Source organism: Rhizobium sp. 18065 (genome assembly GCF_902706095.1).
Lineage (GTDB): Bacteria > Pseudomonadota > Alphaproteobacteria > Rhizobiales > Rhizobiaceae > Allorhizobium.
The window spans coordinates 373,200-395,904 of sequence record NZ_CACSJP010000001.1 but is presented as its reverse complement, the minus strand read 5'-3'; the positions used below and the strand labels follow the sequence as shown (position 1 = coordinate 395,904).

The window sequence follows — 22,705 nt, the reverse complement described above, 5'->3', positions numbered from 1 at the left end:
TTATCCTAAACAGATACTAAACAACCGTGCAAAGTCTTGACCTTAACCCGCGCGTCGGTAGGTGACCTGCGCCGTGCGATCCCGATTGCCTGCGTGATTGCCACTGATCGTCTTGAAGCCTTGAAGTGCTGCAACCAGTCTTTGCGCCTCATCGCTCAACGTCACGGTCTGGGCCGAGGTTTCCTCGACCATAGCCGCGTTGCGCTGGGTGATCTGGTCCATCGAGCTGATCGACGTGTTGACCTCGCGCAGCCCGCCGGATTGATCGGCTGCGGCAGACGCGATCTTGGAAACGATGTCGTTGATCTCGCCGATGCGGATGATGATCTTCTCCAAAGCCTCGCCGGCATTATTGACCAGGCCGACACCGGTCTGAACCTGGCTGGAGCTCTGCGAGATCAGCCCCTTGATTTCCCGGGCGGCACTGGCACAACGCTGGGCAAGCTCACGCACTTCCTGGGCAACGACTGCAAAGCCGCGTCCGGCTTCGCCAGCGCGGGCTGCTTCAACGCCGGCATTGAGGGCAAGCAGGTTGGTCTGGAAGGCAATCTCGTCGATGACGCCGATGATCTTGGAGATGCCATCGGACGACTTCTCGATCGCGCCCATGGCTTCGACCGCACGGGAAACAACTTCTTCGGAAACGCGCGCTTCCGTCAGCGCAACACCGACGACTATTGAAGCCTTCTGGGCGCCATCTGCTGTCAACGTGACGTTCTGGGTCAGATCGTGAAGCGCTGCCGTGCTCTCTTCCAGACCGGCGGCCTGTTGTTCGGTACGTTGTGCCAGATCATTGGTTGCCGACGAAATGGCAGAGGTCGAGCGGAAGATCTCTTCGGCAGCACCTCGAACCGTGCTGATCGTCGCCTGCAGCGAATCAACCGAGCTGTTGTAGTCCTTGGCCATCTCGACAAAGTTTGCCGGCATTTCATCGGTCAGACGGGCTGCCAGATCGCCCGAAGCGAGCTTGGTCAAAACGCTGCGGAGAGCCGCCAGAGCAACAGCCTGCTCGGCCTCTGCCTTCAGCCTCGCTTCCTCGGCCTGCTTGCGCTCGGCTGCAAGAATATCGAGATAGACCGAAATCGAATAGTCCATGTCGAGAAGTGCTGCCTTGACGATGACGGAAATCTCGTCGGCCATCTGCGGCGCATTCTGCCTGCCGAAGCGGCTTGGCCAACGATCGCGCATCACCGCATGCACCAACTGCTCAAGCAGCAAAGCATAGCCGCCAATATACCAGCGCGGCTCCAGGCCGATACGGGCATGGGCCTTGCCGACCATGGTGACGCCCTGCACATAGGTATCGTTGTAGTCGGCATTGGCAACGATGCCCCAATGCTGTTCCTGACGTCCCTTTGCACTGCGAATGTGCTCCTCGCCCTTGAAGAAGGCGGCGGTCTCGGGCGTCTTTCGAACCTGAGCGTAAAACACATCCAGGGCGGCGCCGACATTCTTGCGGATCACGGGCCCAAGGCGACGCAATGTATCGCGTGCCTTGTCGTCCAGACCGAGGAATTTCAGCCTTGCTTTCAGAACCACATTATCTTCGTTCGACGTCATGATGTTTCTACGCTCTCGTCTTAGTTTCATCAGCGAGTGCTGATGTATGTACTTCAAGAGATGCTTAAATGGTAAAGTTTTGGTTGCCGAAAAAACGCAGTTTTCGTGCACTTCAGTTGCACCCTCTCGAAATGAGCGGAAAACAGCCACTTTGTTTTTCTCGAATTGCGCTTCATCAAATCTGGCTACAAAGTTTATTTTAGACGTGGCTGTCTCGACGGCAGGGTTTTCGCAAATGTTCACTCTTTGATCTATTGCGACATGGCGAATCTGCTAGACTGGATTGATGAACGCATTCCAGTTTCCGGCGGTGACCATCGGCTCAGTCACTATTGCTCCCATGGTCCTGGCTGGCTTCGCGCTGGCGCTGATTGGCATTCCTTTCGTGTTGCTGGGGTGGGGCGTCTGGCGCTCCGGGCGCGCACGGCTGCGGCATCAGGCGGAAGCCCTGCGACGGGAACAAGTGGCGGAAGCCCGGCTCGGCGAACTGCTGAAGGCGCAGGCCGAGATGCAAGGACGGCTGGCAACCATGGCCGACGTGTTCGGCAGCCGGCAGGCGGAACTCAATCAATCGATCAGCCAACGGCTCGATGGCATGACCCATCGGCTGGGTACGACGATTACCGAACAGACGAAATCGACCCATGACAATCTACGCAGCCTGCAAGAGCGGCTCGCGGTGATCGATGCGGCGCAGAACAATATCCAGTCGCTAGCGAAGGATGTGGTCGGCCTGCAGGCCATCCTGTCTAACAAACAGACGCGCGGCGCCTTTGGCCAGTCGCGCATGGAAACCATCGTTGCCGACGGGCTGCCAATGGGGGCGTTTACCTTCCAGGCAACCCTGTCGAACGGGTCGCGGCCCGACTGCACGATCCGCATGCCGAACGGTTCACCGCCGCTGGTCATCGATGCCAAGTTTCCGCTGGAAGCCTGGAATGCAATCCGCGATGGCGAGACTGCGGAGCACAGGAAGATTGCAAGCCAGCAGTTCCGCCGCGATCTCGATGTGCATATTCGCGACATTTCAGAAAAATATCTGATCGTCGGTGAAACCCAGGATATGGCCTTCCTGTTCGTGCCATCCGAATCGATCTTTGCCGAGATCCACGAGAATTTCGAGAGCATCGTGCAGAAGGCGCACAAGCAGCGCGTGGTCATCGTCTCGCCGTCGCTGCTGATGTTGTCGATCCAGGTGATCCAGGCCGTCTTGAAGGACCAGCGCATGCGCGAACAGGCTCATCTGATCCAGGGCGAAGTGATCCGGCTGATGGAAGACCTGAACCGGCTCGATGACCGGACGAGGAAGCTTCAGGGACATTTCCTCGCGGCACAGAAGGACGTCGATCAGATCCTGACGTCCTCGGACAAGCTCGCGCGGCGCGGGGCGAAGATCGAGGCGATGGAATTCGAGGTACCCGGTGGGATACCAGACGGGCGGATCGAGGGCGAGGACACGCCTGCCAAAGCGGTCGAGAGCCGGACCGGCCTGCTCAAGCTCAGGGTTGTTGACGAGGACTGACCGCCTGGTCCACAAGAGCGCAGAAAAAGAGAGGCTCAGCGCATGATCACCGTTTTCGGCTCCATCAACATGGATCTGGTTGCCAACACGCCGCGGCTGCCGAAGCCCGGCGAAACGGTAACCGGTACCGGCTTTGCGACAGCCGCAGGCGGCAAGGGCGCCAATCAGGCGCTTGCCGCACGGCGCGCCGGCGCAACCGTGCGCATGGTCGGGGCGGTCGGTAAGGACGAGTTTGCCGAGCCGGCACTGGATCTTCTCGACAAAGCCGGAACCGATCTTTCCGGCGTGCGCCGTGAAACCGGCCCGACCGGGACTGCGCTGATCCTGGTCGGCGGCGACGGGGAAAACATGATTGCCGTCGTTCCCGGTGCGAACGGTCTTGTTGATATTGCTCAGGCGGAAGCGGCCGTTGCTGCACTTTCATCCACGGACCTCTTGATGCTTCAACTCGAGGTTCCGGCTGACGCTGTCGAAGCGGCGCTGAAGGCCGCGAAGGCGCTTGGAGTGCGCACAGTCCTGAACACCGCACCGTTGACGCCTGAAGCGGCAGCACTGGCGGCACTGGCTGACATCGTCATTGCCAACGAGACGGAATTCGAGCTGCTGACGGGCACATCCGAACTGACATCCGATGCACGCGAAGCGCTGATGCTCGACATGCATGGCAAGACACAGCAGACGCTGATCGTCACGCTCGGCGGCGACGGCGTGGTGGCCGCGCACGAAGGCGCGCTGCACTGGGCGAAGGGATTGAAGATCGAGCCGATCGATACCGTCGGTGCTGGTGATACGTTCTGCGGCTATCTTGCCGCGAGCCTGGATCAGGGGCTGGATTTCGAACACGCCTTGCGTCGCGCCGCCGTCGCGGGTTCGCTTGCCTGCCTGAAGCCCGGGGCTCAGCCCTCCATTCCCATGGCCGAGGATGTCGCTGCCAGGACATGAAATGTCTTGGGCGTAAACCCTTGATGAAAATATCATGAAACCTCCCTGTTTCCGGGCGTTTCTAGATATGTTTTTACGCAAAGTTTAGAGATTGGGATTCATCTTCCAGGACGAAGTCGAGCCGTAATCCATACGGCACGGAAACTGCGCCCTGCTGCTCCATGAAGGAGCATATCCTTGCCTTGCGAGCGCATCATGCGCATCCGATGCATTAATCCTCCATGTAACCATGAGGACCTAATGTCCATTTTCAGAATGAAATCCCTGGCAGCCAAACTCATTCTCGTCACCGGCGTCGCCATTGCCGTCGTGCTCTTCGTCTCCAACCTGTTTCTCATCTCGCAGACCCGCAATCGGGTCGAGACACTGACGATGGATCAGGCGAATGCCGAAGCGAAAGCTATTGCGACAGACGTCGGCGCCGCCGTTGGCGAACTCGCCGGCGCTGCCCGCTCGATGGCCGGCGTCATCGGGCGCGGGCAGGACGGCAAGTATGTCGACCGCAAGGCTGTGGTCGACATGCTGAAAGCCAATGTCGAGCAGAATGCCTTTGCCTTCGGCAGCTGGTTCGCCGAAGAACCCAATGCCTTTGACGGACAGTCACCGAGCATGGCGGGCAAACCTGAATTCGGCTCATCGAAGGACGGAACATTCAATCCGTACTGGACGAAGAGCAAGGACGGCGGCTTTACGTTCTCGACCTTCGATTCCGACTATGTCGCACCGTGGTACTCGCTGGCGGCCAAGAGCCTGAAGGGCGCGATCTCGCCACCCTACGCCGAATCGACCACGGGCGAAAATACGGCGATGACCTCCATCGCCTATCCGGTCGCGGTCAATGGCAAGCTGATCGGGGTCAGCGGCGTCGACATCTCGCTGAAGGCGATGTCCGACAAGCTGAACAAGCTTCAACCATTTGGATCGGGCCGCGTCACCCTGCTTTCGCAGACCGGCAAGTGGATTGTCGCGCCGACGCCGGATCTGCAGATGAAGGATTATGACGGCACCGGCACCGAGATGGTGAAATCCGCCATCACGTCGCTCACCGGTGGCGTCATCAAGGGTCTCGATGAAGGCAACGGCAGTTTCGACCGCGTCGTCTATCCCTTCGCATTGCCGGACGTGAACACCAACTGGGTCGTTCTCGTCGACGTGCCGCATGCGGCGATCAACGCGCCCCTCGAAGCCCAGACCTACATGATGGTCATCGGTGGACTGATCGTTCTCGGCGCTGTGATGTTTGCTCTTTACTGCGCCGTGCGATCCTTCGTCCAGACACCGCTTGGCGGGCTCGTTGCCAGCGTTCAGACGCTGAGTGCCGGCCAGTATTCCGAACCGGTCACCGGGCAGGACAGCAAGGACGAAATCGGCCTCGTGGCGCAGGCGCTTGAAGGCTTCCGCCATCGCCTCGCCGAGAGCCATACGCTGGCGGCACAAGCCGAAGCGCAACGCAATGACGCCGAAGGCGAACGTCGGCGCTCCGAGCAGGAACGCAACCAGTCCGCCTCCGTGCAGCAGCATGTGGTCTCTGCACTCGGCAACGGTCTGGCGCAGTTGTCCCAGGGCAACCTGACCTACCGCATCGGGGATGATTTCCCCGGCGACTACGAAGCGCTCAAGCGCGACTTCAACGATGCGCTCGCCAGCCTCGAGCAGGCTATTGCCTCGGTCAATGTCAGTGTCGTCAACATCGGCGCCGGCAGCAGCGAGATTTCGGAGAGTGCCGCAGACCTCTCCAAGCGGACAGAGCAGCAGGCTGCCAGCCTTGAAGAAACTGCTGCCGCGCTCAACGAATTGACCGAGCAGGTTCATTCAAGCGCCGACAATGCCGGTATCGCTGCGAACACCGTGAGTGTTGCCGTGCAGGATGCGGAAAAGTCGGGCGAAGTGGTCCAGCGGGCCGTGACCTCGATGCAGGGCATTGCGCAGTCGTCGCAGGAAATCTCACGCATCATCGGTGTTATCGACGAGATCGCCTTCCAGACCAACCTGCTGGCACTCAATGCCGGTGTCGAGGCGGCGCGTGCCGGCGAAGCCGGCAAGGGCTTTGCGGTCGTGGCGCAGGAAGTGCGGGAACTGGCCCAACGTTCGGCGAATGCAGCCAAGGAAATCAAGACGCTGATCAATGCATCGGGCGCTCAGGTTCGCGACGGTGTGCAACTGGTCGGCCAGGCCGGCGAGACACTGCAGAAGATTTCCGATCAGGTCATGCAGATCAACGGATTGATCCTGCAGATCTCGGCGTCCGCCAGTGAGCAGGCATCGGGGCTGAAGGAAGTCAACTCGGCCGTCAACCAGATGGACCAGGTCACCCAGCAGAACGCAGCCATGGTCGAAGAGACGACTGCCGCCAGCATGACCCTGCGTAGCGAGGCCGAAAACCTCAAGGGTCTGGTTTCCAGGTTTACCGTCGGCGGACAGCGCAACCCGGTGCACGCCCTCCAGGCCACCGCCCAGACGATGCGGGCGCCCGCCCGCCCGGATACATCCCACGCCCGGGCACCGGCACCCAGCTACCAGCCGGCACCCAAGAAGGTCGCCGCCGGTGGCGGTTCACGCGGCGGTGAAGACTGGGAAGAGTTCTGATCTGGATCAGGCTGTGAGAAACGACAAAGGCCGCCGGTTACCCGGCGGCCTTTGTGTATCGGCAGGACCGCCAGCGTCCTAGAGGCGGGCGAAACGTTCAACGAGCAGATCGAAAAAGCCATCGGCGTCGACATTGCGCATGACCTGGGCATTGGGCGTGCGGCCAGACACTCGCCACCAGTCGACCACCGTCATGCCCATGGTCAGTTCGGATTCGACCTCGATCTCGACATTGCAATGCCGTCCGGTGAACAGTTCCGGCTTGAGCAGGTAAGCAATCACCGTTGGATCGTGCAGCGGGCCGCCATCGGACCCGTATTTCTCCTCGTCGAAGCGCTCGAAGAATTCCAGCCAGCCGACCATGGCCTTGGCGACAGGCGTGCCAATGTCCGCGATACGGGCGACGCGCGTCTTCCTGGTCAGCAGCTGGTGCGTGACGTCGAGCGGCATCATTACCACGGGGATGCCGGCGGCCAATACCGCAGCGGCAGCATGCGGGTCGACATAGATGTTGAACTCGGCCGCCGGGGTAATGTTGCCGCCTTCGAAGAAGCCACCACCCATCATGACGAGCTCGCGGATGCGCGGGGCGATATCCGGCGCCTTCTGCAGGGCCAGGCCGACATTCGTAAGCGCACCGAGCGTGCACAGTGTCACCGTGCCCGGCTCTTCCCGGCGCAGGGTCTCGATGATGAAGTCGACGGCGTGCTGCTCCTGCAGCGGCATGGTCGGTTCCGGCAGATCCGCTCCATCAAGGCCCGTCTTGCCGTGCACATGCTCGGCCGTCACCAGCTGTCGCTGCATGGGCCGGTCAGCGCCGGCAAAAACGGAAATGTCTGGGCGGCCACAGAGCTCGCAGACGATACGCGCATTCCGGCTGGTCCAGTTCAATGGCACGTTTCCGGCGACCGTGGTGACGCCAATGACTTCGAGTTCGGCAGGGCTGGCAAAGGCGAGCATGAGGGCGGCGGCATCGTCCTGACCGGGGTCGGTGTCGATGATGATCTTACGAGGCTGTTTCATATAGAGGCAATCCTGATGTTGAGTGTCCGAGCGATGGAATCGCTTCTGCAGTTTGTCAAGCGACCGGCGTCTTGCGATGGCGCTCGGCACCCCCCATATGACTGCAATGTTTGGTGAGTCCTGCTCGTCAAAAGCGCAATGAGGACAGAATGACAAGAAGCAGGCTTCCAGGTGAAGGTTTCATCGTCGGCTTCAACCTCGGCGACGCCGGGCTCGTGCAGCGTCCGCGCGGCGGCGACAGTTATCCCCCCTATGACATCGAACGACTGCCGGCCGAATCCGGCACTGAGCATTTGCGGATCACGTTGGCGGTTGCCGGATTTTCCGAAGAGGAACTCGACGTCAGCGTAGAGGCGAGACAGCTAATCGTTCGCGGCCGGCAGATCGATCGGGAGGAGCCATCCTATCTTTTCCGGGGAATTGCCGCCCGACAATTCCAGCGGATCTTCGCGCTGGACGACGGCCTGGAAGTGACCCGGGCGAGCCTACGCAATGGACTTCTTTCGATCGACCTCATCCGGCCAGAGACCGCGCAGGTGGTGAGAAAAATTAACATTTCAGCATCACTATGAGGTTATCGGCCTGATTTGCCGCATCTCCCTCATTCGTGGAGCCTCGGAATGTTACTGAAAGAAGCCAATGCCCGGATCACCAGGTCAGAATTCGCCCATCTGGGTGCTGGCGAAGTGGGCTACATCCGAAAGATGAAATCCGACGAGGTTTCGCGCTGCTTTCCCGAAGCGCCCGATATCGATCCGACCCTGGATCTCTGGGCCCTCTTTGCTGCCGACGGTACCCCGATCCTGCTCACCGACAATCGCTCCAGCACGTTCTTCAAGGCTGCGGAAGACGATCTGAAGACGGTTTCGCTGCACTGAAGCCAGTGCAAGCGGTGCAATCGCCTATTCGGCCGAGTGATTTCGGACCGCGCCGGTTCGGCGCGGGAGCATCAGACCTTCAGGAAGGTCAGATAGGCTGACGATCGGCCCTCGCGGCGGGCCTTTGCCTCGTAGCGCGTGCCCGGCCAGCCTTCATAAGGTGTCAGCCAGTCACTGGCATTGCGTGCGGTCCATGCGAAGCCGCCATGTGCCTTGCAATGCTGCAGCGTCCAGTTGACATAGGTGTCGATGTCAGAGGCAAAGCAGAACTTTCCGCCGGGCTTCAGCACTTTATGAAAGCGCTGCAGATTGACCTCCGAGACGAAGCGCCGTTTCCAGTGCTTCTTCTTCGGCCATGGGTCGGGATAGAGCAGATCAATCTGGTCGATGCATTCGGCTGGCATCCAGTCGAGCAACTGGGTCGCGTCATCATCATGAACGCGGATATTCTGCAAGCCTTCCGTTTCGACAACCGCCAGGAGCTTCGCCATCGAGTTGACGAAGGGTTCGACGCCGATGAAGCCGGTCGCCGGATTTGTGCGGGCGCGGTGAACGAGATGTTCACCGCCGCCAAAACCGATTTCAAGCCGCACCTTGTCCACCGCAAACGGAAACAGCGTCCTGATGTCGGTTGGTGTCTCGGATGCGAGATCGACCTTCAGTTCCGGCAGGAGGGACCCCATGCGCTCGACCTGCTGCTCGCGCAACGGTTTGCCCTTGCGTCGACCGAAAAAAGCTTCGGTCGACCGTGTCCTGCGTTCCGCATCCGTCATTCAATCAAGCCTTAAGAGCATCCTTGAGCGGCTTGACCAGATCGAGCTTCTCCCAAGAGAAGGAGCCGTCACGGCCAGCCTTGCGGCCGAAATGGCCATAAGCGGACGTCTTAGCATAAACAGGCTTGTTCAGGTCAAGATGGCGGCGGATGCCGGTCGGAGAAAGATCCATGACCTTGCGGATGGCGGCTTCCACCTGATCTTCGGTCACACCGTTGCCTGTGCCATGCAGGTCGACATAGATCGACAGCGGCTGGGCAACGCCGATGGCGTAGGAGATCTGGATCGTGCAGTTGTCGGCCATGCCGGCAGCCACGACGTTCTTGGCAAGATAGCGAGCCGCATAGGCCGCGGAACGGTCGACCTTGGTCGTGTCCTTGCCGGAGAAGGCGCCGCCGCCATGGGGCGCTGCACCGCCGTAGGTATCAACGATGATCTTGCGGCCGGTCAAGCCAGCGTCGCCATCCGGACCACCGATGACGAACTTGCCGGTCGGGTTGATGTACCAGTTGCAATCGTCAGCAATCTTCAGATCGCCGAGTGCTTCGCGGATATAGGGTTCAACGACCTGGCGAACCTTCTTGGAATCCCAGCTCTCGTCAAGATGCTGCGTGGACAGGACGATCGACACCGCTTCCGAAGGCTTGCCATCGACGTAGCGAACGGTGACCTGGCTCTTGGCATCGGGGCCGAGCTTGCCGGCGTCGCCTTCGCCCTTCTTGCGGGCGGTTGCGAGCAACTGCAGGATCTTGTGCGAATAATAGATCGGCGCCGGCATGAGATCCGGCGTTTCCTTGCAGGCATACCCGAACATGATGCCCTGGTCGCCAGCGCCTTCGGCGCCCTGCTGGTCGGCGGCCTTGTCAACGCCTTGGGCAATATCGGCCGACTGGGCATGCAACAGCACGTCGATCTTGACATTCTTCCAGTGGAAACGGTCCTGCTCGTAGCCGATATCCTTGATGGCCTTGCGTGCGGCACTCTTGAACTTCGACGGGTTCACCGCCGGATCACCATAGGCATCCTTGGCGATGTTGCCGTCCTTGTCCTTCTTCAAAAGGCTGGCTGGCAACCGCACTTCACCCGCGATCACAACGCGATTGGTGGTTGCCAGGGTTTCGCAGGCGATACGCACCGACCAGGGATCGACACCCGTCCTTGCCGCTTCCCGGTACACGAGATCGACGATTTCGTCAGAGATACGGTCACAAACCTTGTCCGGATGACCTTCGGATACGGATTCGCTGGTAAATAAATAATTGGCGCGCATCGGGATTCCCCTCAAAGAATGAATGGTGGCATCGTTACTCAGTTCAAGCGCCAAAAACAAGAACACAACCACATAAATATATCTTTATGTGAGCAAATTTTTCTTTAATTCGGAACAAAAAAAGCGGCCCGTCGGCCGCTCTCTTTGCAATCAAACCCTGTTCGTTCACTCAGTATCGGCTTCCGCCGCCAGAGCCTTGACCAGATCGACAATCTTGCGGCGGACCTTGGGGTCGCCAATCTTGACGAAGGCGCGATTGAGCTGCAGGCCTTCCGAGGACGACAGGAAATCAACGACATAGTTGGAACTGGAGGCTTCGGCCATTCCCGATGCCGTCACGCTGTTTTCACCCGGTGCATCTTCGAAGAAGAAGGAAACCGGCACATTCAATATGTTGGAAATGTTCTGAAGACGGCTGGCGCCAACGCGATTGGTGCCCTTTTCATACTTCTGGATCTGCTGGAAAGTGATGCCAAGGCTTTCACCCAGCTTCTCCTGACTCATGCCCAGCATCGTGCGACGAAGGCGAATCCGGCTTCCGACATGGATATCAATCGGGTTCGGCTTCTTCTTGTTCTCGATCATAACGTGGTCCTGACAATTGTTGGCGATCCGACCATATTCCCATACCCCCAGGTACCCAAAACGATACGTTGCACTCGCCGTCCAGGAACATTCAGCATACTTGTAGACTTACGGTCGCGACTACTATGCAATTTTAGGGGTTTTTGGTCAATTCTTTCCCCTAATAAAACCCATGCGAGAAATAAGTGCCCACAAACCAAGGCATCCGAAAACCAACCAAAAGTTTAGGTTGTGGCGCCAAGCACCCGATATCGGCACATTGTCGACACTCAGAGTTGCATCCAGCGCCCCTTCGGAGCCGAGAGCCAGGCCGTCCACAATGCGTCCAAGTGGGTCGATGACAGCCGAAATCCCGTTGTTGGCGTCGCGGATCACAGGAACGCCGAGTTCCGCAGCGCGGATTCGCGCCTGGAGAAAGTGCTGATAGGGGCCGGGCGTCATGCCGAACCAGGCATCATTGGTAATGTTCAGTATCGCCTTGGCACCGCCCAGTCCCGGCTCGATCTCGCCGGGGAAAATGATCTCGTAGCAGATCAACGGATAGAGCCCCAGCCCAGCTGGCAGTGTCAGCACCGCGCGGCTGACGGCCGGCGAGAAGCCGCCCGGAAGGCTGATCAATTCCTCGATGCCCAGCTGGCGCAACCAACCCTCGAACGGGACATATTCACCGAACGGCGTCAGGTGCACCTTGTCGGAGGCGCCGAGAATCTGGCCCTTGTCGTCGATCATGTAGACCGAGTTGTAGTAGCGCGGCGGAAGGCCCGCCCCCTGGACTTCCGAGCGCACGGCACCGGCCAGCAGCACCTGACCGTCCTGCAGCACATCGGCGATCCGCACCAGCGCATCCGGATTTTCGGTCAGGATGAAGGGCACTGACGTTTCCGGCCAAACGATAACGTCCGGTCGCGGCTTTCCGTCTGCAGGCGGTGCGGCCGTCAGCGCCAGGTGTTTTTCGAAGATTTCAACGCGATCGGTGTTTTCGAGTTTCTGCGACTGGTCGATCGCCGGCTGGACCAGACGCACCGTTACCGGCTTGTCCATCTCCGGCAGCGGCGGGGCCACATAGAGGCGATAGGCGCCATAGCCCAGATGCCCCCCGACGAGCCCGACCGCCAGGATGACGCCTGGCGCGAGGCCTTTGCGCGTGCCCAACAGTGCGGGTGTGGCAAAGACGAACACCGCAAGCGCCGAAACGCCAAAGGTGCCGAGCACATAAGCCGACTGCATCATCAAGGGTATCGGCATTGCGCCGTAGCCGATGGCATTCCAAGGAAACCCGGTCGCAACAACGCTCCGCAGCCATTCGGCAAGACCGAAACCCGCGGCAAGTGCGGCAATGCGTCCGACGCCATCGGACCAGAGGAGGCGTGCGATGACGGTTGCGAGACCGTAGAAGATCGCCAGCACTGCCGGCAATCCGAGGATCGCCAGCGGCAAAGCCCAGGCGAATTCATCCGCCTCCAGCAGCAGGGCATTGCCCAGCCACCAGAGACCCGCGACGAAATAGCCGAAGCCGAAAAGCCAGCCGAGCGTGAAGGCAGAGCGCAGGCCAAGCGAATTGTTGCGCTCGGGATTGCCGGTCGTGCCGTCGATCAACCAGACCAGCAACGTGAAAGAGACAAACATCGCGGCGAAAAAGCCAACCGGCGGCAGGGCGAGCGCTGCAATCGCTCCTGCAAGAACAGCGAGTGCTGCACGCCTTGCGCCCCAAAGGAGCAAGACTCCACCCGCCAACCGTTCCATGCGCATCCCCTCTGAGCGAATCATCGTCGCGCAGTGTTCCAAAATTTGCGGGGAATGTCCCGCATTTCGCGGGACACAAATTGGCATTGGCAGATCGGCGTTAGATCAAGACGCCGTTTCGTTGTCCACGGCAGGGCGTTGGGCATCGTCTACCGACTTCTTGCCACGAACCGCCTTGGGTTCGACAGAGGCTTCTCCCTCCCCTTTGACCGAGCGGCGGCGGGCAGCGGCACGCTTGCGGACAATACGCACGCGTTTGATCCGGCGAGGATCGGCATCCAGGATGTGGAATTCGAAACCGGCAAGCGCCTGGACGACTTCGCCACGCGCCGGGATGCGTCCCAGCGCCGAAAAGATCAGGCCACCCAGGGTATCGACGTCGTCGAGCCGGTCCCTGATGTCGAAATCCGGGCCGATCGCCTCGGCGATTTCCTCAAGTTCGACGCGGGCATCGGTGACCAGCACATCGTCAGAGATACGGGTGAACATAACCTCTTCATCGTCATGCTCGTCCTCGACGTCGCCGATCACCATCTCGACGATGTCTTCATGGCTGACGAGACCGTCGGTGCCACCGTATTCATCGATCACCAGCGCCATCTGGGTGCGGGCCGCCTGCATCCGGCTCATCAGGTCGGAGGCAAGCATGGACGGTGGCACGAACAGAACCGAGCGAATAATGCCGGCTTCGGCAACAGTCTTGCTGAGATCGATGCGCGCCAGATCAAAATCGACCTTCGGCTTTGCCTTGTCGCCCTTGGCTTCGGCCTTTTCCGCCTTGTCGGCGCTTGCCGCAGTCGAGCGGGCTGCGGCGATACGGCGGCGATTGCGGGCCTGCTTGGTGACGTAGGACAGAAGATCGCGGATGTGGACCATGCCGCGCGGATCATCGAGCGTGTCGGCATATACCGGCATGCGTGAACGGCCTGAAACCTCGAAGATGGTCATCAGTTCGCCAATGGTGACACTATGATCCACCGCCTCGATATCGACGCGCGGCACCATGATGTCCTCGACGCGCACTTCGCGGAAACGGAGGATGTTGTGCAGCATCGCCCGTTCTTCGGCGGTAAAAGCCTCGCCGAGCGTCGCATCCGCCTTCAGTGCGTCTGTAAGATCCTCTCGCAGACTTGTCGAAGAGGACGGCCTCAGGAGGCGGGCAATGCGTGCCCAGAAAGGGGTGGATTGTCGGGGCGAGCTTTCCGCTCGCGAAGGACTACTGCCGTCATCGGAGGAAGAACCCTCCGAACCCTCATTGGCCTCTGTGGCCGTTCTTGTCGCAAAATCGCTCATTGTTCCAAACTATCAGATCGGGTCTTGTCCCGCATAGGGATCAGATAGGCCAAGTTCGTGCAAAATGCGAGTCTCAAGCGCTTCCATTTGTTCTGCATCCGTCGTCTCGATGTGATCGTAGCCGAAGAGGTGCAGGAATCCGTGAACCATCAGATGGGTCAAATGATCCTCGAAGCTCTTCTCCAACTCGACGGCTTCGCGTTCGACTGTCTCGCGGGCAATGATGATATCGCCCAGCATCGGGCCTGGCATCTTGCCCGGCGTCACCGGAAAAGCCGGAAAGGACAGGACATTGGTCGGCTTGTCCTTGCCGCGCCATTCGGCATTGATCTCGCGGATCATCTCGTCATCACCGAACACGAGCGAGAGCTCCGCTGGCTGCGGCGGGAAGGGCTGGCCTTCCCTGTCGCGAAGATAACTCACTGCGAGCCCGAGAACGCGCTCGGCCATAGCCTCCAGCGCGTCCTCTTCAGCCCATCCCTCCGCCTCGACGGCGATCTGTATGTCCAAATGCTGCATCTTCAGTGTGGCAGACCTCAACGGCCGGTCTGCTCGCTTTCTTCCGCAACAACATACTTCGCATCATAGGCTCGAACAATCCGGCCAACCAGCGGATGGCGGACAACATCGGTGTCCTTGAAACGAACAATCGACACGCCCTCAACTTCCTTGAGGATCTGCAGTGCCTCGACCAGGCCCGACGTGACGCCGCGCGGCAAGTCGATCTGGCTCGGATCACCGGTGATAATCATGCGGCCGTTCTCACCGAGACGGGTCAGGAACATCTTCATCTGCATCGATGTGGTGTTCTGCGCCTCGTCGAGAATGATGGCGGCATTGGCGAGCGTGCGCCCGCGCATGAAGGCGAGTGGTGCGATTTCGATGACACCTGCTGTAATCGCCCGTTCGACCTTGTCGCCGGGGATCATGTCATACAGCGCATCATAGAGAGGCCGCAGATAAGGATCGACCTTTTCCTTCAAGTCGCCCGGAAGGAAGCCGAGACGTTCACCGGCTTCAACGGCTGGGCGCGTCAGGACAATGCGATCAACGATGCCGCGCTCCAGCAACTGCGCTGCATGGGCGACCGCGAGATAAGTCTTGCCGGTACCGGCCGGGCCGACGCCGAAGACCATTTCGGAACGATCCAGTGCCCGCATATAGGCATCCTGGGTCGGCGTGCGGGCAGCAATTGTCTTCTTGCGCGTCGAGATCTGCGCCATCGACAGCTTGGCCTTGCGCTCCAGTGTCGGCAGGCTCAACTGGTCATCGGCGGCGACAGCCATTCGGATTGCGCCCTCGACGTCGGACAGTTCGACCGAACCGCCGCTCTGCAGACGGGCATAGAGGAAATCGAGCGCCCGGCGTGCCTGATTGGTGGCGAGCAGGTCACCGGAAATCGAAACCGAATTGCCACGGGCACGGGCTTCGATCTGCAGACGCTGTTCGAGAAGTTTGAGATGCTGGTCGAATTGACCGAAGAGTTCGCTCGCAAGCCGGTTGTTCTCGAACGTCAAAATGAAGTGATTGGCGTCGGTCGCAGTAGTGCGGACATTGCGCGAGGGTGAGGAAACCACTTCTGTTGCGTTCAAGCGTTCAGGCTCCTGTGTCGATCAGGTTCAGGCCCTCACTCTAACCCTCTGCCACCTCGGCAAACAAGCTGTTTGGGCCGGCTGCGGTGATTCGTACCTGTATAATGTCACCGATTTTCGAAGACATTGCATCAACATTCACAGACTGCAGCCAAGGAGACCTACCAATTAATTGTCCAGGCATGCGTCCCGGCTTCTCCAGCAGCAGGTCCATGGTACGCCCGATCATCGATTGGGAAAAGGCCTGCTGCTGCTCAAGCAGCAATTGTTGCAGCCGAGCCAGGCGTTCCGTCTTGACGTCTTCCGGGACATGATCCGGCAAATCGGCACCGGGCGTACCCGGTCGCGTCGAATATTTGAATGAATAGGCCTGGGCGTAATTCACCTGACGCACGAGGTTCATCGTGTCCTCGAAGTCCTGATCGGTCTCACCGGGGAAACCGACGATGAAGTCACCCGACAGCGCGATATCGGGACGCATCGCACGAATGCGCTCGATCAGCGCAATATATTCCGACGCCTTGTGGCGACGGTTCATCGCCTTCAGGATCCGGTCCGAACCGGCCTGGACCGGCAGATGCAGATAGGGCATCAGCATACGCAGATCACGATGCGCTTCGATCAGCCGGTCGTCCATGTCACGAGGATGGCTGGTGGTGTAGCGCAGACGCGCAAGACCGGGGGTCTCGGCCAGACGGTAGAGCAGATCGCCAAGACCGATTGCCCTGCCCTCTTCGTCCTCGCCATGCCAGGCATTGACGTTCTGGCCGAGCAAAGTCAGCTCACGCACGCCGGTATCGACAAGCTTACGAGCCTCGGCCAGAAGCTGGGCAAGGGGACGCGAGACTTCCGAGCCGCGGGTATAGGGCACGACGCAGAAGGTGCAGAACTTGTCGCAGCCTTCCTGAACCGTCAGGAATGCCGTGACGTTGCGCGGCTTGCCCGGGACTTTGACGGGAGCCGGCAGATGCTCGAACTTGTCTTCCAGCGCATATTCCGTGTCGACGACACGCTCGCCGGCGCGGGCGCGGTGCAGGGCCTGCGGCAGGCGGTGGTAGGTCTGCGGGCCGATCACGACATCGACGGCAGGTTCGCGACGGGAGATTTCCTCACCCTCTGCCTGGGCGACGCAACCGGCCACACCGATCATGAATTCACGGCCTTCGGCAGCGCGCGCCTTCTTCGTCTCGCGCAGGCGTCCCAAAGCCGAGTAGACTTTTTCGGCTGCCTTTTCACGAATATGACAGGTGTTGAGCAAAACCAGATCGGCGTCTTCCATGATCTCGGTCGAGACATAGCCGTCTGCCGCAAGCGCATCGGCCATGCGGCCGCTGTCATAGACATTCATCTGGCAGCCATAGGTCTTGATGAAGACCTTACGCGCATTGGCGCCGGGCTGCTGGTTTGCGGGGATGATCGCTGTGTCCTGTGTCATGGCCGCTATTTAGTGGTTTTCGCTGTCCGATTAAACCGAAAAATCACGAGTGCCCGGTCAGCGCTTGTGACGGCCGCGCAAATGGGCGAGCAGCATGCGACGCAGACGCGTCTCGATCTGGGAGGCCAGATGTTTTCGGCTGTCGCCTTTGCTGAACTCCACACTCTCGCCAAAGGAGACATCGACGTCGATCGCGCCGGCTCTCAGGACCCCAAGCAGCGATTCAGTAAGGCCCGTGTCTCCCGGCCAACCGGCTATCGGCCGATGATAGCGGCCCATCGGCATGCCCTGGACACGGGTATAGGCAATCGCCACCGGCTGCACATGAACACCGCTTTCGCCACCTTCGGGAAGAGCAGCGGCAGCGGCACCGAAGAGGGAGGACTTGACGCTGAGAACTCGATTGCCATCGGAGGTCGTGCCCTCTGGAAACAACACGACGATCTCGCCATCCGCCATGCGCCCGGCAATCTCATTGACCTGATCCCCTGTGCGCCGCTTTTCCTCGCGGGCAATGAAAATCGTCTTCTGCAGCTTTGCCAGCGCCCCGAAAAGCGGCCAGGAGGCCACCTCCGTCTTGGCGATGAAGGTGACATCGGCGAGCGAGCCGAGAACGAGGATGTCTTTCCACGATGCATGATTGGCGGCGATCATCAGCGGTCGGCTCTGGTCTAGCTGGCCATGGACATGAACGCGGATGCCCAGCGCGCGAAGCGTTGCCTTGTGCCAGAACCTGGGCAGGCTATGGCGCAAACGCCAGTTCAAGCGCAGCGCAAGAAGCTGGATCGGGATCAGCAGCAAGGAAGCGGCAATCAGCACGGCAAATGACAGGGCGATGCGCAGCCAGTTGATCACGCGAGCCTCGTTCCGCCTTCACGCATAGGCCTACTTCTCGTCATTCGCGAGCGGAATACCGTAGAGTTCAAGACGATGGCCGACGAGACGGAAGCCATGCTCGCGCGCGATGCGCTCCTGCAGGGCTTCGATTTCGGGCGAATGAAACTCGACGACGACACCGGTCTTCAAGTCGATCAGATGATCATGATGTTCTTCCGGCACCGTCTCGTAGCGTGAGCGGCCGTCGCGGAAGTCATGACGCTCGATGATGCCGGCATCCTCGAACAGCTTGACCGTGCGGTAGACAGTGGAGATGGAAATCTTGGCATCGACCTTCGAGGATCGGCGATACAGTTCCTCGACGTCCGGATGATCTGCCGATTCCTCAAGAATTCGGGCGATCACACGACGCTGTTCGGTCATGCGCATGCCACGTTCGGCACAAAGCGCTTCCAGCGATTTGATGGCTTCGGTCATGAGCCCATGTTATCCGCACATTCGGTTCGTCTCACCGACGGACTAGCGAAGATCGCGACGCATGACAAGCGCGGAGGTCCTACGGCCGGATTCATCTGTGTAATATGCCGGCCGTTCGCCGGCTCTTTCAAAACCGAGTTTGCGGTAAAGCCCGAGCGCCGCTGCGTTTCCGTCATCGACCTCGAGGAACATGGCTTCGCCGCCGCGATTGCGGGCTTCGCGCATGGCGGCCTGCATGAGACGCCAACCGAGGCCGAACCGCGCCATCTTGTCATTGACGGCAATGGTGAGGATCTCGGCCTCGCCGGCCACTTCGCGGGCCAGCACGAAACCGGCCAGGGGCGCCTTGAAAATCAGCGTGTTGGTCTGCCAGGCGACGAAGCCGAAGGAGTTCGGCTGGAGCAGCAGGCTGACGAATTCGCCGTCGCCCCAGGCCCGCGCAAATCGGTGCGCATGCAAGGTCGCCACGGCAGCGCAATGATCGGGCACCATGGGAACGATTTCGAACTCAGGCTGACGGTAAAACAGTGTGTCGCGCATTCTTGAGGCTCTGTATTCTGAGGCATGCCAAGGCTGAACAGGTTCAAGCCAAGGGCTTTAGATCGTCTTATCGAAGCATGTCATCGTCGCCAAACAGCTTGCCACGGATGGACGCAATGTTTCAGGCTCTGGACACTGCAAATCCGGTTTGCGGCTTGGCATCCGGTCCACGTAGATAAAGCGGCTTTGGCTTGCCCTGGGCTTTCGCCTTTGCGCCGAGCGCTGCGACAATCTCGATCGGAAAGTGATCCGGTCCGGTTTGAGCCGCCTTGTCCGTCAGCAAAGCTGCTGCAGATCCAATCACCGCGACATTGTCGGACGCGGCCTGAGACAGGAATTCATCGAGCCCGAGCACGCGCGCCTCATCGGAGGGTTCGCCATTTTCGAATGTCTGCGCATAGACTTCGTCGCGATGCGCATTCATTGCCGCCAATACGGTTCGGGGCGCACCCGGTGCAGGCAGGTTGGCAAGGACAGACAGCGTCGACACACCGACGCACTCGACCCCCAGTGCCAGCGCCAGGCCGCGGGCGGCGGCGACGCCAACACGAATTCCGGTAAATGAGCCAGGACCGACAGTCACGGCGACACGCGTCATTTCGGACAGCGTCAGATCTGCCTTGTCCAAGGCTTCGTCAATCATCGCCATCAGGCGCTCGGCATGACCCCGGCCGATTGTTTCGCTGACACTGCCAAGCACGCGGCCTGAAGCAGCATCATAGACAGCGACCGCGCAATCCACGCCCGCCGTATCGATCGCCAGAACAATCATGCTCACTCCGTGCAGGCGGTTCAGACCGCCTCGACTTCCTGCACTTCCGGCACGAAATGGCGCAGAAGGTTCTGTACGCCATGCTTCAAGGTTGCCGTCGACGACGGGCAACCGGCGCAGGAACCCTTCATATTGAGGAAAACGGTGCCGTCCTTGAAACCGCGAAAGGTGATATCGCCACCGTCCTGGGCCACAGCCGGACGGACACGGGTTTCGAGCAGTTCCTTGATCGTGGCGACAATGGTTTCATCACCGGCGTCGAAGAACTCTTCGTCGCCATCGGCATCATTGGCAACGGCCGCCGAGCCCATGACCGGCGCACCGCTCATGAAATGCTCCATGATGGTGCCGAGGATCGCCGGCTTCAGGTGCTGCCATTCCGGCCCTTCCTTGCTGACCGTGACGAAGTCGTAGCCAAAGAAGACGCCGGTCACGCCAGGAATCTGGAAAATGCGCGAGGCGAGCGGCGAAACGCCGGCACTTTCGGCGTCGCGGAATTCGGCCGTTCCGCTTTCCATCACAACCTTGCCCGGCAGGAACTTGAGTGTGGCAGGATTCGGTGTGGCTTCGGTCTGGATGAACATGATGGTCTCCACGCGGTGGCATCACCGCTAAAGTTTAGAATTCTTCAAAAGAAAATAAGCCCATTGCCCGCACCATTCAAGTGGCAACGTCAGCGTCAGATCAGCACAATGCGTCGATTTCTTCATCGGTCAGCGAATCGGGCAACACCGTAACCGGGATGGGGAACGCGGCACCTCGCCCTGCAATCATCGAAACCAGCGGGCCCGGGCCTTCCTTCGTCGAGCCTGCAGCCAGCACGAGAATTGCAATATCGCGGTCTTCATCGATCAGACTGTTGATCTCGGTATAGGCACCGCCTTCGCGGATGACGATCTCCGGTTCGATGCCGATCGTCTCGCGCACCGTCTGAGCCGACTTGGCCATGATCGATTCGGCCTCTTCCCGAGCCTCCGCCCGCATGATCTCCTCGACGCCCAGCCATTGCTGGAAATCGCCTTCGGGGATCACATAAATCAGAACAAGCCCGCCGTTGGAATTCTTGGCGCGCCGCCCGGCATAATGGACTGCACGGGAGCATTCCGGGGTATTATCAATCACCGCCATGAACTTGCGGCGGTGACCTTCAAGACGTGACAGGCGTGTTGATACCATAAAGAACCCCGCCTCCGGATCATGAACATTCAAGGACATGACGGCTGGCTCCGGACGACCCAGCCGAAATTCCATCAGACCTTAACGCACGAATCCGATGATGTCGCGGACTTCGTTCATCGTCTTTTCGGCACGCTCGCGCGCCCTTGCTCCGCCGTCGCGCAGCACCGAATCGATATAGGAAGGGTCCGCCATCAGGCGACGCATTTCGGCATTGATCGGCGCCAGTACTTCAATCGAGAGGTCGACCAGGGCCGGCTTGAACACCGAGAACTGCTGGCCGCCGAATTCGCTGAGAACCTCGGCCTTGGTCTTGTCGGCGAGCGCGGCAAAGATGCCGACCAGGTTGTCGGCTTCCGGGCGACCCTTCAATCCGTCGACTTCGCTTGGAAGCGCATCCGGATCGGTCTTGGCCTTGCGGATCTTGCGGGAAATCGCGTCCGCGTCATCCATCAGGTTGATGCGCGACAGGTCCGATGGATCGGACTTCGACATCTTCTTGGTGCCGTCCTTCAGGCTCATGACGCGCGGCGCCGGGCCATCGATCAGCGGCTCGACCATCGGGAAATAGGCATGTACCGGCTCCTCGCCAACGGTGATGTCGACACCGAGGCCGGTCGGGCGGATCTTTTCCATGAAGTCGATGTTGAACTTCATCGCGATATCGCGGGTCAGTTCGAGATGCTGCTTCTGGTCTTCACCGACGGGCACATGGGTGGCGCGATAGACGAGAATGTCAGCCGCCATCAGGCTCGGATAGGCATAGAGACCAAGCGAGGCCTGCTCGCGATCCTTGCCTGCCTTGTCCTTGAACTGGGTCATGCGGTTCATCCAACCGAGGCGGGCGACGCAATTGAAGATCCACGCCAGTTCAGCATGCTGCGGCACCTGCGACTGGTTGAAGACGATGTGCTGCTTCGGATCGATGCCAGCGGCCAGGAAGGCTGCGGTGATCGAGCGGATCTGGGTCGGCATGTCATCATGCACAAGCTGGGCCGTCAGCGCATGCAGGTCGACGACGCAATACATGCAGTCGTTGTTTTCCTGCAGCGCCACGAACTTGCGGATCGCGCCGAGATAGTTACCGAGATGGAGATTGCCGGTTGGCTGAACGCCGGAGAATACCAGCGGCTTGAACTCACCCATGATTGTCCTCAACAGGCTGGTGGAGGGCCCGATCTTTCGATCGCGTGTTTGATCGGCTTATGCACGGCGGATGGCCGGCAAGCAAGCTCTCACTTTTGCGGGGCGGGCTCGATCAGATCCCAGAGATTTCCATAGGGATCGGCGAAGACTGCGACGGTGCCGTAGACTTCGTGGCGCGGCGCCTCGCGGAATTCAACGCCATGCGCCAGCATGCGGGTATGGTCGCGGGCAAAATCATCGGTTCTGAGAAAGAAACCAACGCGGCCACCGGCCTGATTGCCGACCGCCGCTTCCTGAGCCGCTCCCTCTGCCTTGGCCAACAGAATGCCGGCCCCGTCGCCGCCGGGCGGCTTGACCACGAGCCAGCGCTTGCCTTCCGGCTGCAGGCTGTCTTCCAGGCAATCAAAGCCGAGACTGTCGCAATAGAAGCCCTTCGCCCGGTCGTAGTCATCAACCAGAAGCGAGATCAAAAACAGGGAACGGGCGGTCATGGCTACTCCTCGGCTCAGATGCGCAAATCGTCTTAGGCTGGCCGGCGCCTTCAGCGCAAGACCC

23 protein-coding genes are annotated in these 22,705 nt (G+C 59.8%); 5 read left to right on the top strand and 18 right to left on the bottom strand.

Features of this window, described 5'->3' with window-relative positions; genetic code table 11:
* Positions 1-42: 42 nt before the first annotated feature.
* The gene (locus GVK95_RS01910; RefSeq protein WP_159946170.1) at positions 43-1,560 is read right to left on the bottom strand and encodes a globin-coupled sensor protein; all 1,518 of its coding nucleotides are present in this window, start codon (positions 1,558-1,560) and stop codon (positions 43-45) included.
* Positions 1,561-1,846: 286 nt separating this feature from the next.
* Here GVK95_RS01910 and GVK95_RS01905 point away from each other — a divergent pair, with 286 nt between their 5' ends.
* The 3 genes from GVK95_RS01905 to GVK95_RS01895 all read left to right on the top strand — a co-directional run bounded on the left by GVK95_RS01905 (position 1,847) and on the right by GVK95_RS01895 (position 6,610).
* Complete coding sequence (locus GVK95_RS01905; RefSeq protein WP_159946169.1) at positions 1,847-3,082, top strand: DNA recombination protein RmuC; 1,236 nt, start codon at positions 1,847-1,849, stop codon at positions 3,080-3,082.
* Positions 3,083-3,124: 42 nt separating this feature from the next.
* Positions 3,125-4,024, top strand: a complete 900-nt coding sequence (locus tag GVK95_RS01900; RefSeq protein WP_159946168.1) for a ribokinase — start codon at positions 3,125-3,127, stop codon at positions 4,022-4,024.
* Positions 4,025-4,264: 240 nt separating this feature from the next.
* A complete protein-coding gene (locus tag GVK95_RS01895) occupies positions 4,265-6,610 on the top strand; it encodes a methyl-accepting chemotaxis protein (protein ID WP_159946167.1) in 2,346 nt (781 codons plus the stop codon).
* A gap of 78 nt (positions 6,611-6,688) precedes the next feature.
* Here the strand turns inward: GVK95_RS01895 and GVK95_RS01890 are convergent, their stop codons facing one another.
* Entirely contained in the window at positions 6,689-7,633 is a 945-nt protein-coding gene (locus GVK95_RS01890) for a nucleoside hydrolase (protein WP_159946166.1), read from the bottom strand.
* 149 nt (positions 7,634-7,782) lie between these two features.
* On the opposite strand from GVK95_RS01890, the gene GVK95_RS01885 reads away from it, so the two are divergent.
* Both GVK95_RS01885 and GVK95_RS01880 read left to right on the top strand, forming a co-directional pair.
* Positions 7,783-8,205: an Hsp20 family protein gene (locus GVK95_RS01885; RefSeq protein WP_159947434.1), complete on the top strand. Its 423-nt coding sequence runs from the start codon at positions 7,783-7,785 to the stop codon at positions 8,203-8,205.
* Between the two features lie 48 nt (positions 8,206-8,253).
* Positions 8,254-8,511, top strand: coding sequence for a DUF1150 family protein (locus GVK95_RS01880; protein ID WP_007602520.1), 258 nt, complete (start codon positions 8,254-8,256; stop codon positions 8,509-8,511).
* A gap of 71 nt (positions 8,512-8,582) precedes the next feature.
* Here GVK95_RS01880 and trmB read toward each other — a convergent pair whose 3' ends face one another.
* The 16 genes from trmB to GVK95_RS01800 all read right to left on the bottom strand — a co-directional run bounded on the left by trmB (position 8,583) and on the right by GVK95_RS01800 (position 22,641).
* Positions 8,583-9,284: a tRNA (guanosine(46)-N7)-methyltransferase TrmB gene (gene trmB, locus GVK95_RS01875; protein ID WP_159946165.1), complete on the bottom strand. Its 702-nt coding sequence runs from the start codon at positions 9,282-9,284 to the stop codon at positions 8,583-8,585.
* A gap of 4 nt (positions 9,285-9,288) precedes the next feature.
* Entirely contained in the window at positions 9,289-10,554 is a 1,266-nt protein-coding gene (metK, locus tag GVK95_RS01870) for a methionine adenosyltransferase (RefSeq protein WP_159946164.1), read from the bottom strand.
* Between the two features lie 165 nt (positions 10,555-10,719).
* Positions 10,720-11,139, bottom strand: coding sequence for a helix-turn-helix domain-containing protein (locus tag GVK95_RS01865; RefSeq protein ID WP_007602517.1), 420 nt, complete (start codon positions 11,137-11,139; stop codon positions 10,720-10,722).
* Between the two features lie 147 nt (positions 11,140-11,286).
* Positions 11,287-12,882 carry an apolipoprotein N-acyltransferase gene (gene lnt, locus GVK95_RS01860; protein WP_159946163.1) on the bottom strand — a complete coding sequence of 532 codons (1,596 nt, stop codon included), beginning with the start codon at positions 12,880-12,882 and terminating at the stop codon, positions 11,287-11,289.
* 105 nt (positions 12,883-12,987) lie between these two features.
* Positions 12,988-14,175: a hemolysin family protein gene (locus GVK95_RS01855; RefSeq protein WP_159946162.1), complete on the bottom strand. Its 1,188-nt coding sequence runs from the start codon at positions 14,173-14,175 to the stop codon at positions 12,988-12,990.
* A 12-nt stretch (positions 14,176-14,187) separates the two neighbouring features.
* On the bottom strand, positions 14,188-14,694 hold the full coding sequence (ybeY, locus tag GVK95_RS01850) for an rRNA maturation RNase YbeY (protein WP_159947432.1): 507 nt from the start codon (positions 14,692-14,694) through the stop codon (positions 14,188-14,190).
* A 17-nt stretch (positions 14,695-14,711) separates the two neighbouring features.
* A complete protein-coding gene (locus GVK95_RS01845; RefSeq protein WP_159946161.1) occupies positions 14,712-15,767 on the bottom strand; it encodes a PhoH family protein in 1,056 nt (351 codons plus the stop codon).
* A gap of 40 nt (positions 15,768-15,807) precedes the next feature.
* Positions 15,808-17,202, bottom strand: a complete 1,395-nt coding sequence (miaB, locus tag GVK95_RS01840) for a tRNA (N6-isopentenyl adenosine(37)-C2)-methylthiotransferase MiaB (protein WP_159946160.1) — start codon at positions 17,200-17,202, stop codon at positions 15,808-15,810.
* Positions 17,203-17,259: 57 nt separating this feature from the next.
* Positions 17,260-18,057, bottom strand: a complete 798-nt coding sequence (locus GVK95_RS01835; protein ID WP_159946159.1) for a 1-acyl-sn-glycerol-3-phosphate acyltransferase — start codon at positions 18,055-18,057, stop codon at positions 17,260-17,262.
* Positions 18,058-18,087: 30 nt separating this feature from the next.
* Positions 18,088-18,516 (bottom strand): Fur family transcriptional regulator, encoded by a 429-nt coding sequence (locus tag GVK95_RS01830; RefSeq protein WP_159946158.1) that lies wholly within the window; start codon positions 18,514-18,516, stop codon positions 18,088-18,090.
* A 42-nt stretch (positions 18,517-18,558) separates the two neighbouring features.
* Positions 18,559-19,056, bottom strand: coding sequence for an N-acetyltransferase (locus GVK95_RS01825; protein WP_159946157.1), 498 nt, complete (start codon positions 19,054-19,056; stop codon positions 18,559-18,561).
* Between the two features lie 121 nt (positions 19,057-19,177).
* Positions 19,178-19,828: a tRNA (adenosine(37)-N6)-threonylcarbamoyltransferase complex dimerization subunit type 1 TsaB gene (tsaB, locus tag GVK95_RS01820; protein ID WP_159946156.1), complete on the bottom strand. Its 651-nt coding sequence runs from the start codon at positions 19,826-19,828 to the stop codon at positions 19,178-19,180.
* A gap of 20 nt (positions 19,829-19,848) precedes the next feature.
* A complete protein-coding gene (locus tag GVK95_RS01815) occupies positions 19,849-20,412 on the bottom strand; it encodes a NifU family protein (RefSeq protein WP_159946155.1) in 564 nt (187 codons plus the stop codon).
* A gap of 100 nt (positions 20,413-20,512) precedes the next feature.
* Positions 20,513-21,004, bottom strand: coding sequence for a universal stress protein (locus GVK95_RS01810; protein WP_037073993.1), 492 nt, complete (start codon positions 21,002-21,004; stop codon positions 20,513-20,515).
* An 81-nt stretch (positions 21,005-21,085) separates the two neighbouring features.
* Entirely contained in the window at positions 21,086-22,150 is a 1,065-nt protein-coding gene (gene trpS, locus GVK95_RS01805; RefSeq protein WP_159946154.1) for a tryptophan--tRNA ligase, read from the bottom strand.
* A gap of 89 nt (positions 22,151-22,239) precedes the next feature.
* Positions 22,240-22,641: a VOC family protein gene (locus tag GVK95_RS01800; protein ID WP_159946153.1), complete on the bottom strand. Its 402-nt coding sequence runs from the start codon at positions 22,639-22,641 to the stop codon at positions 22,240-22,242.
* Positions 22,642-22,705: the final 64 nt, after the last annotated feature.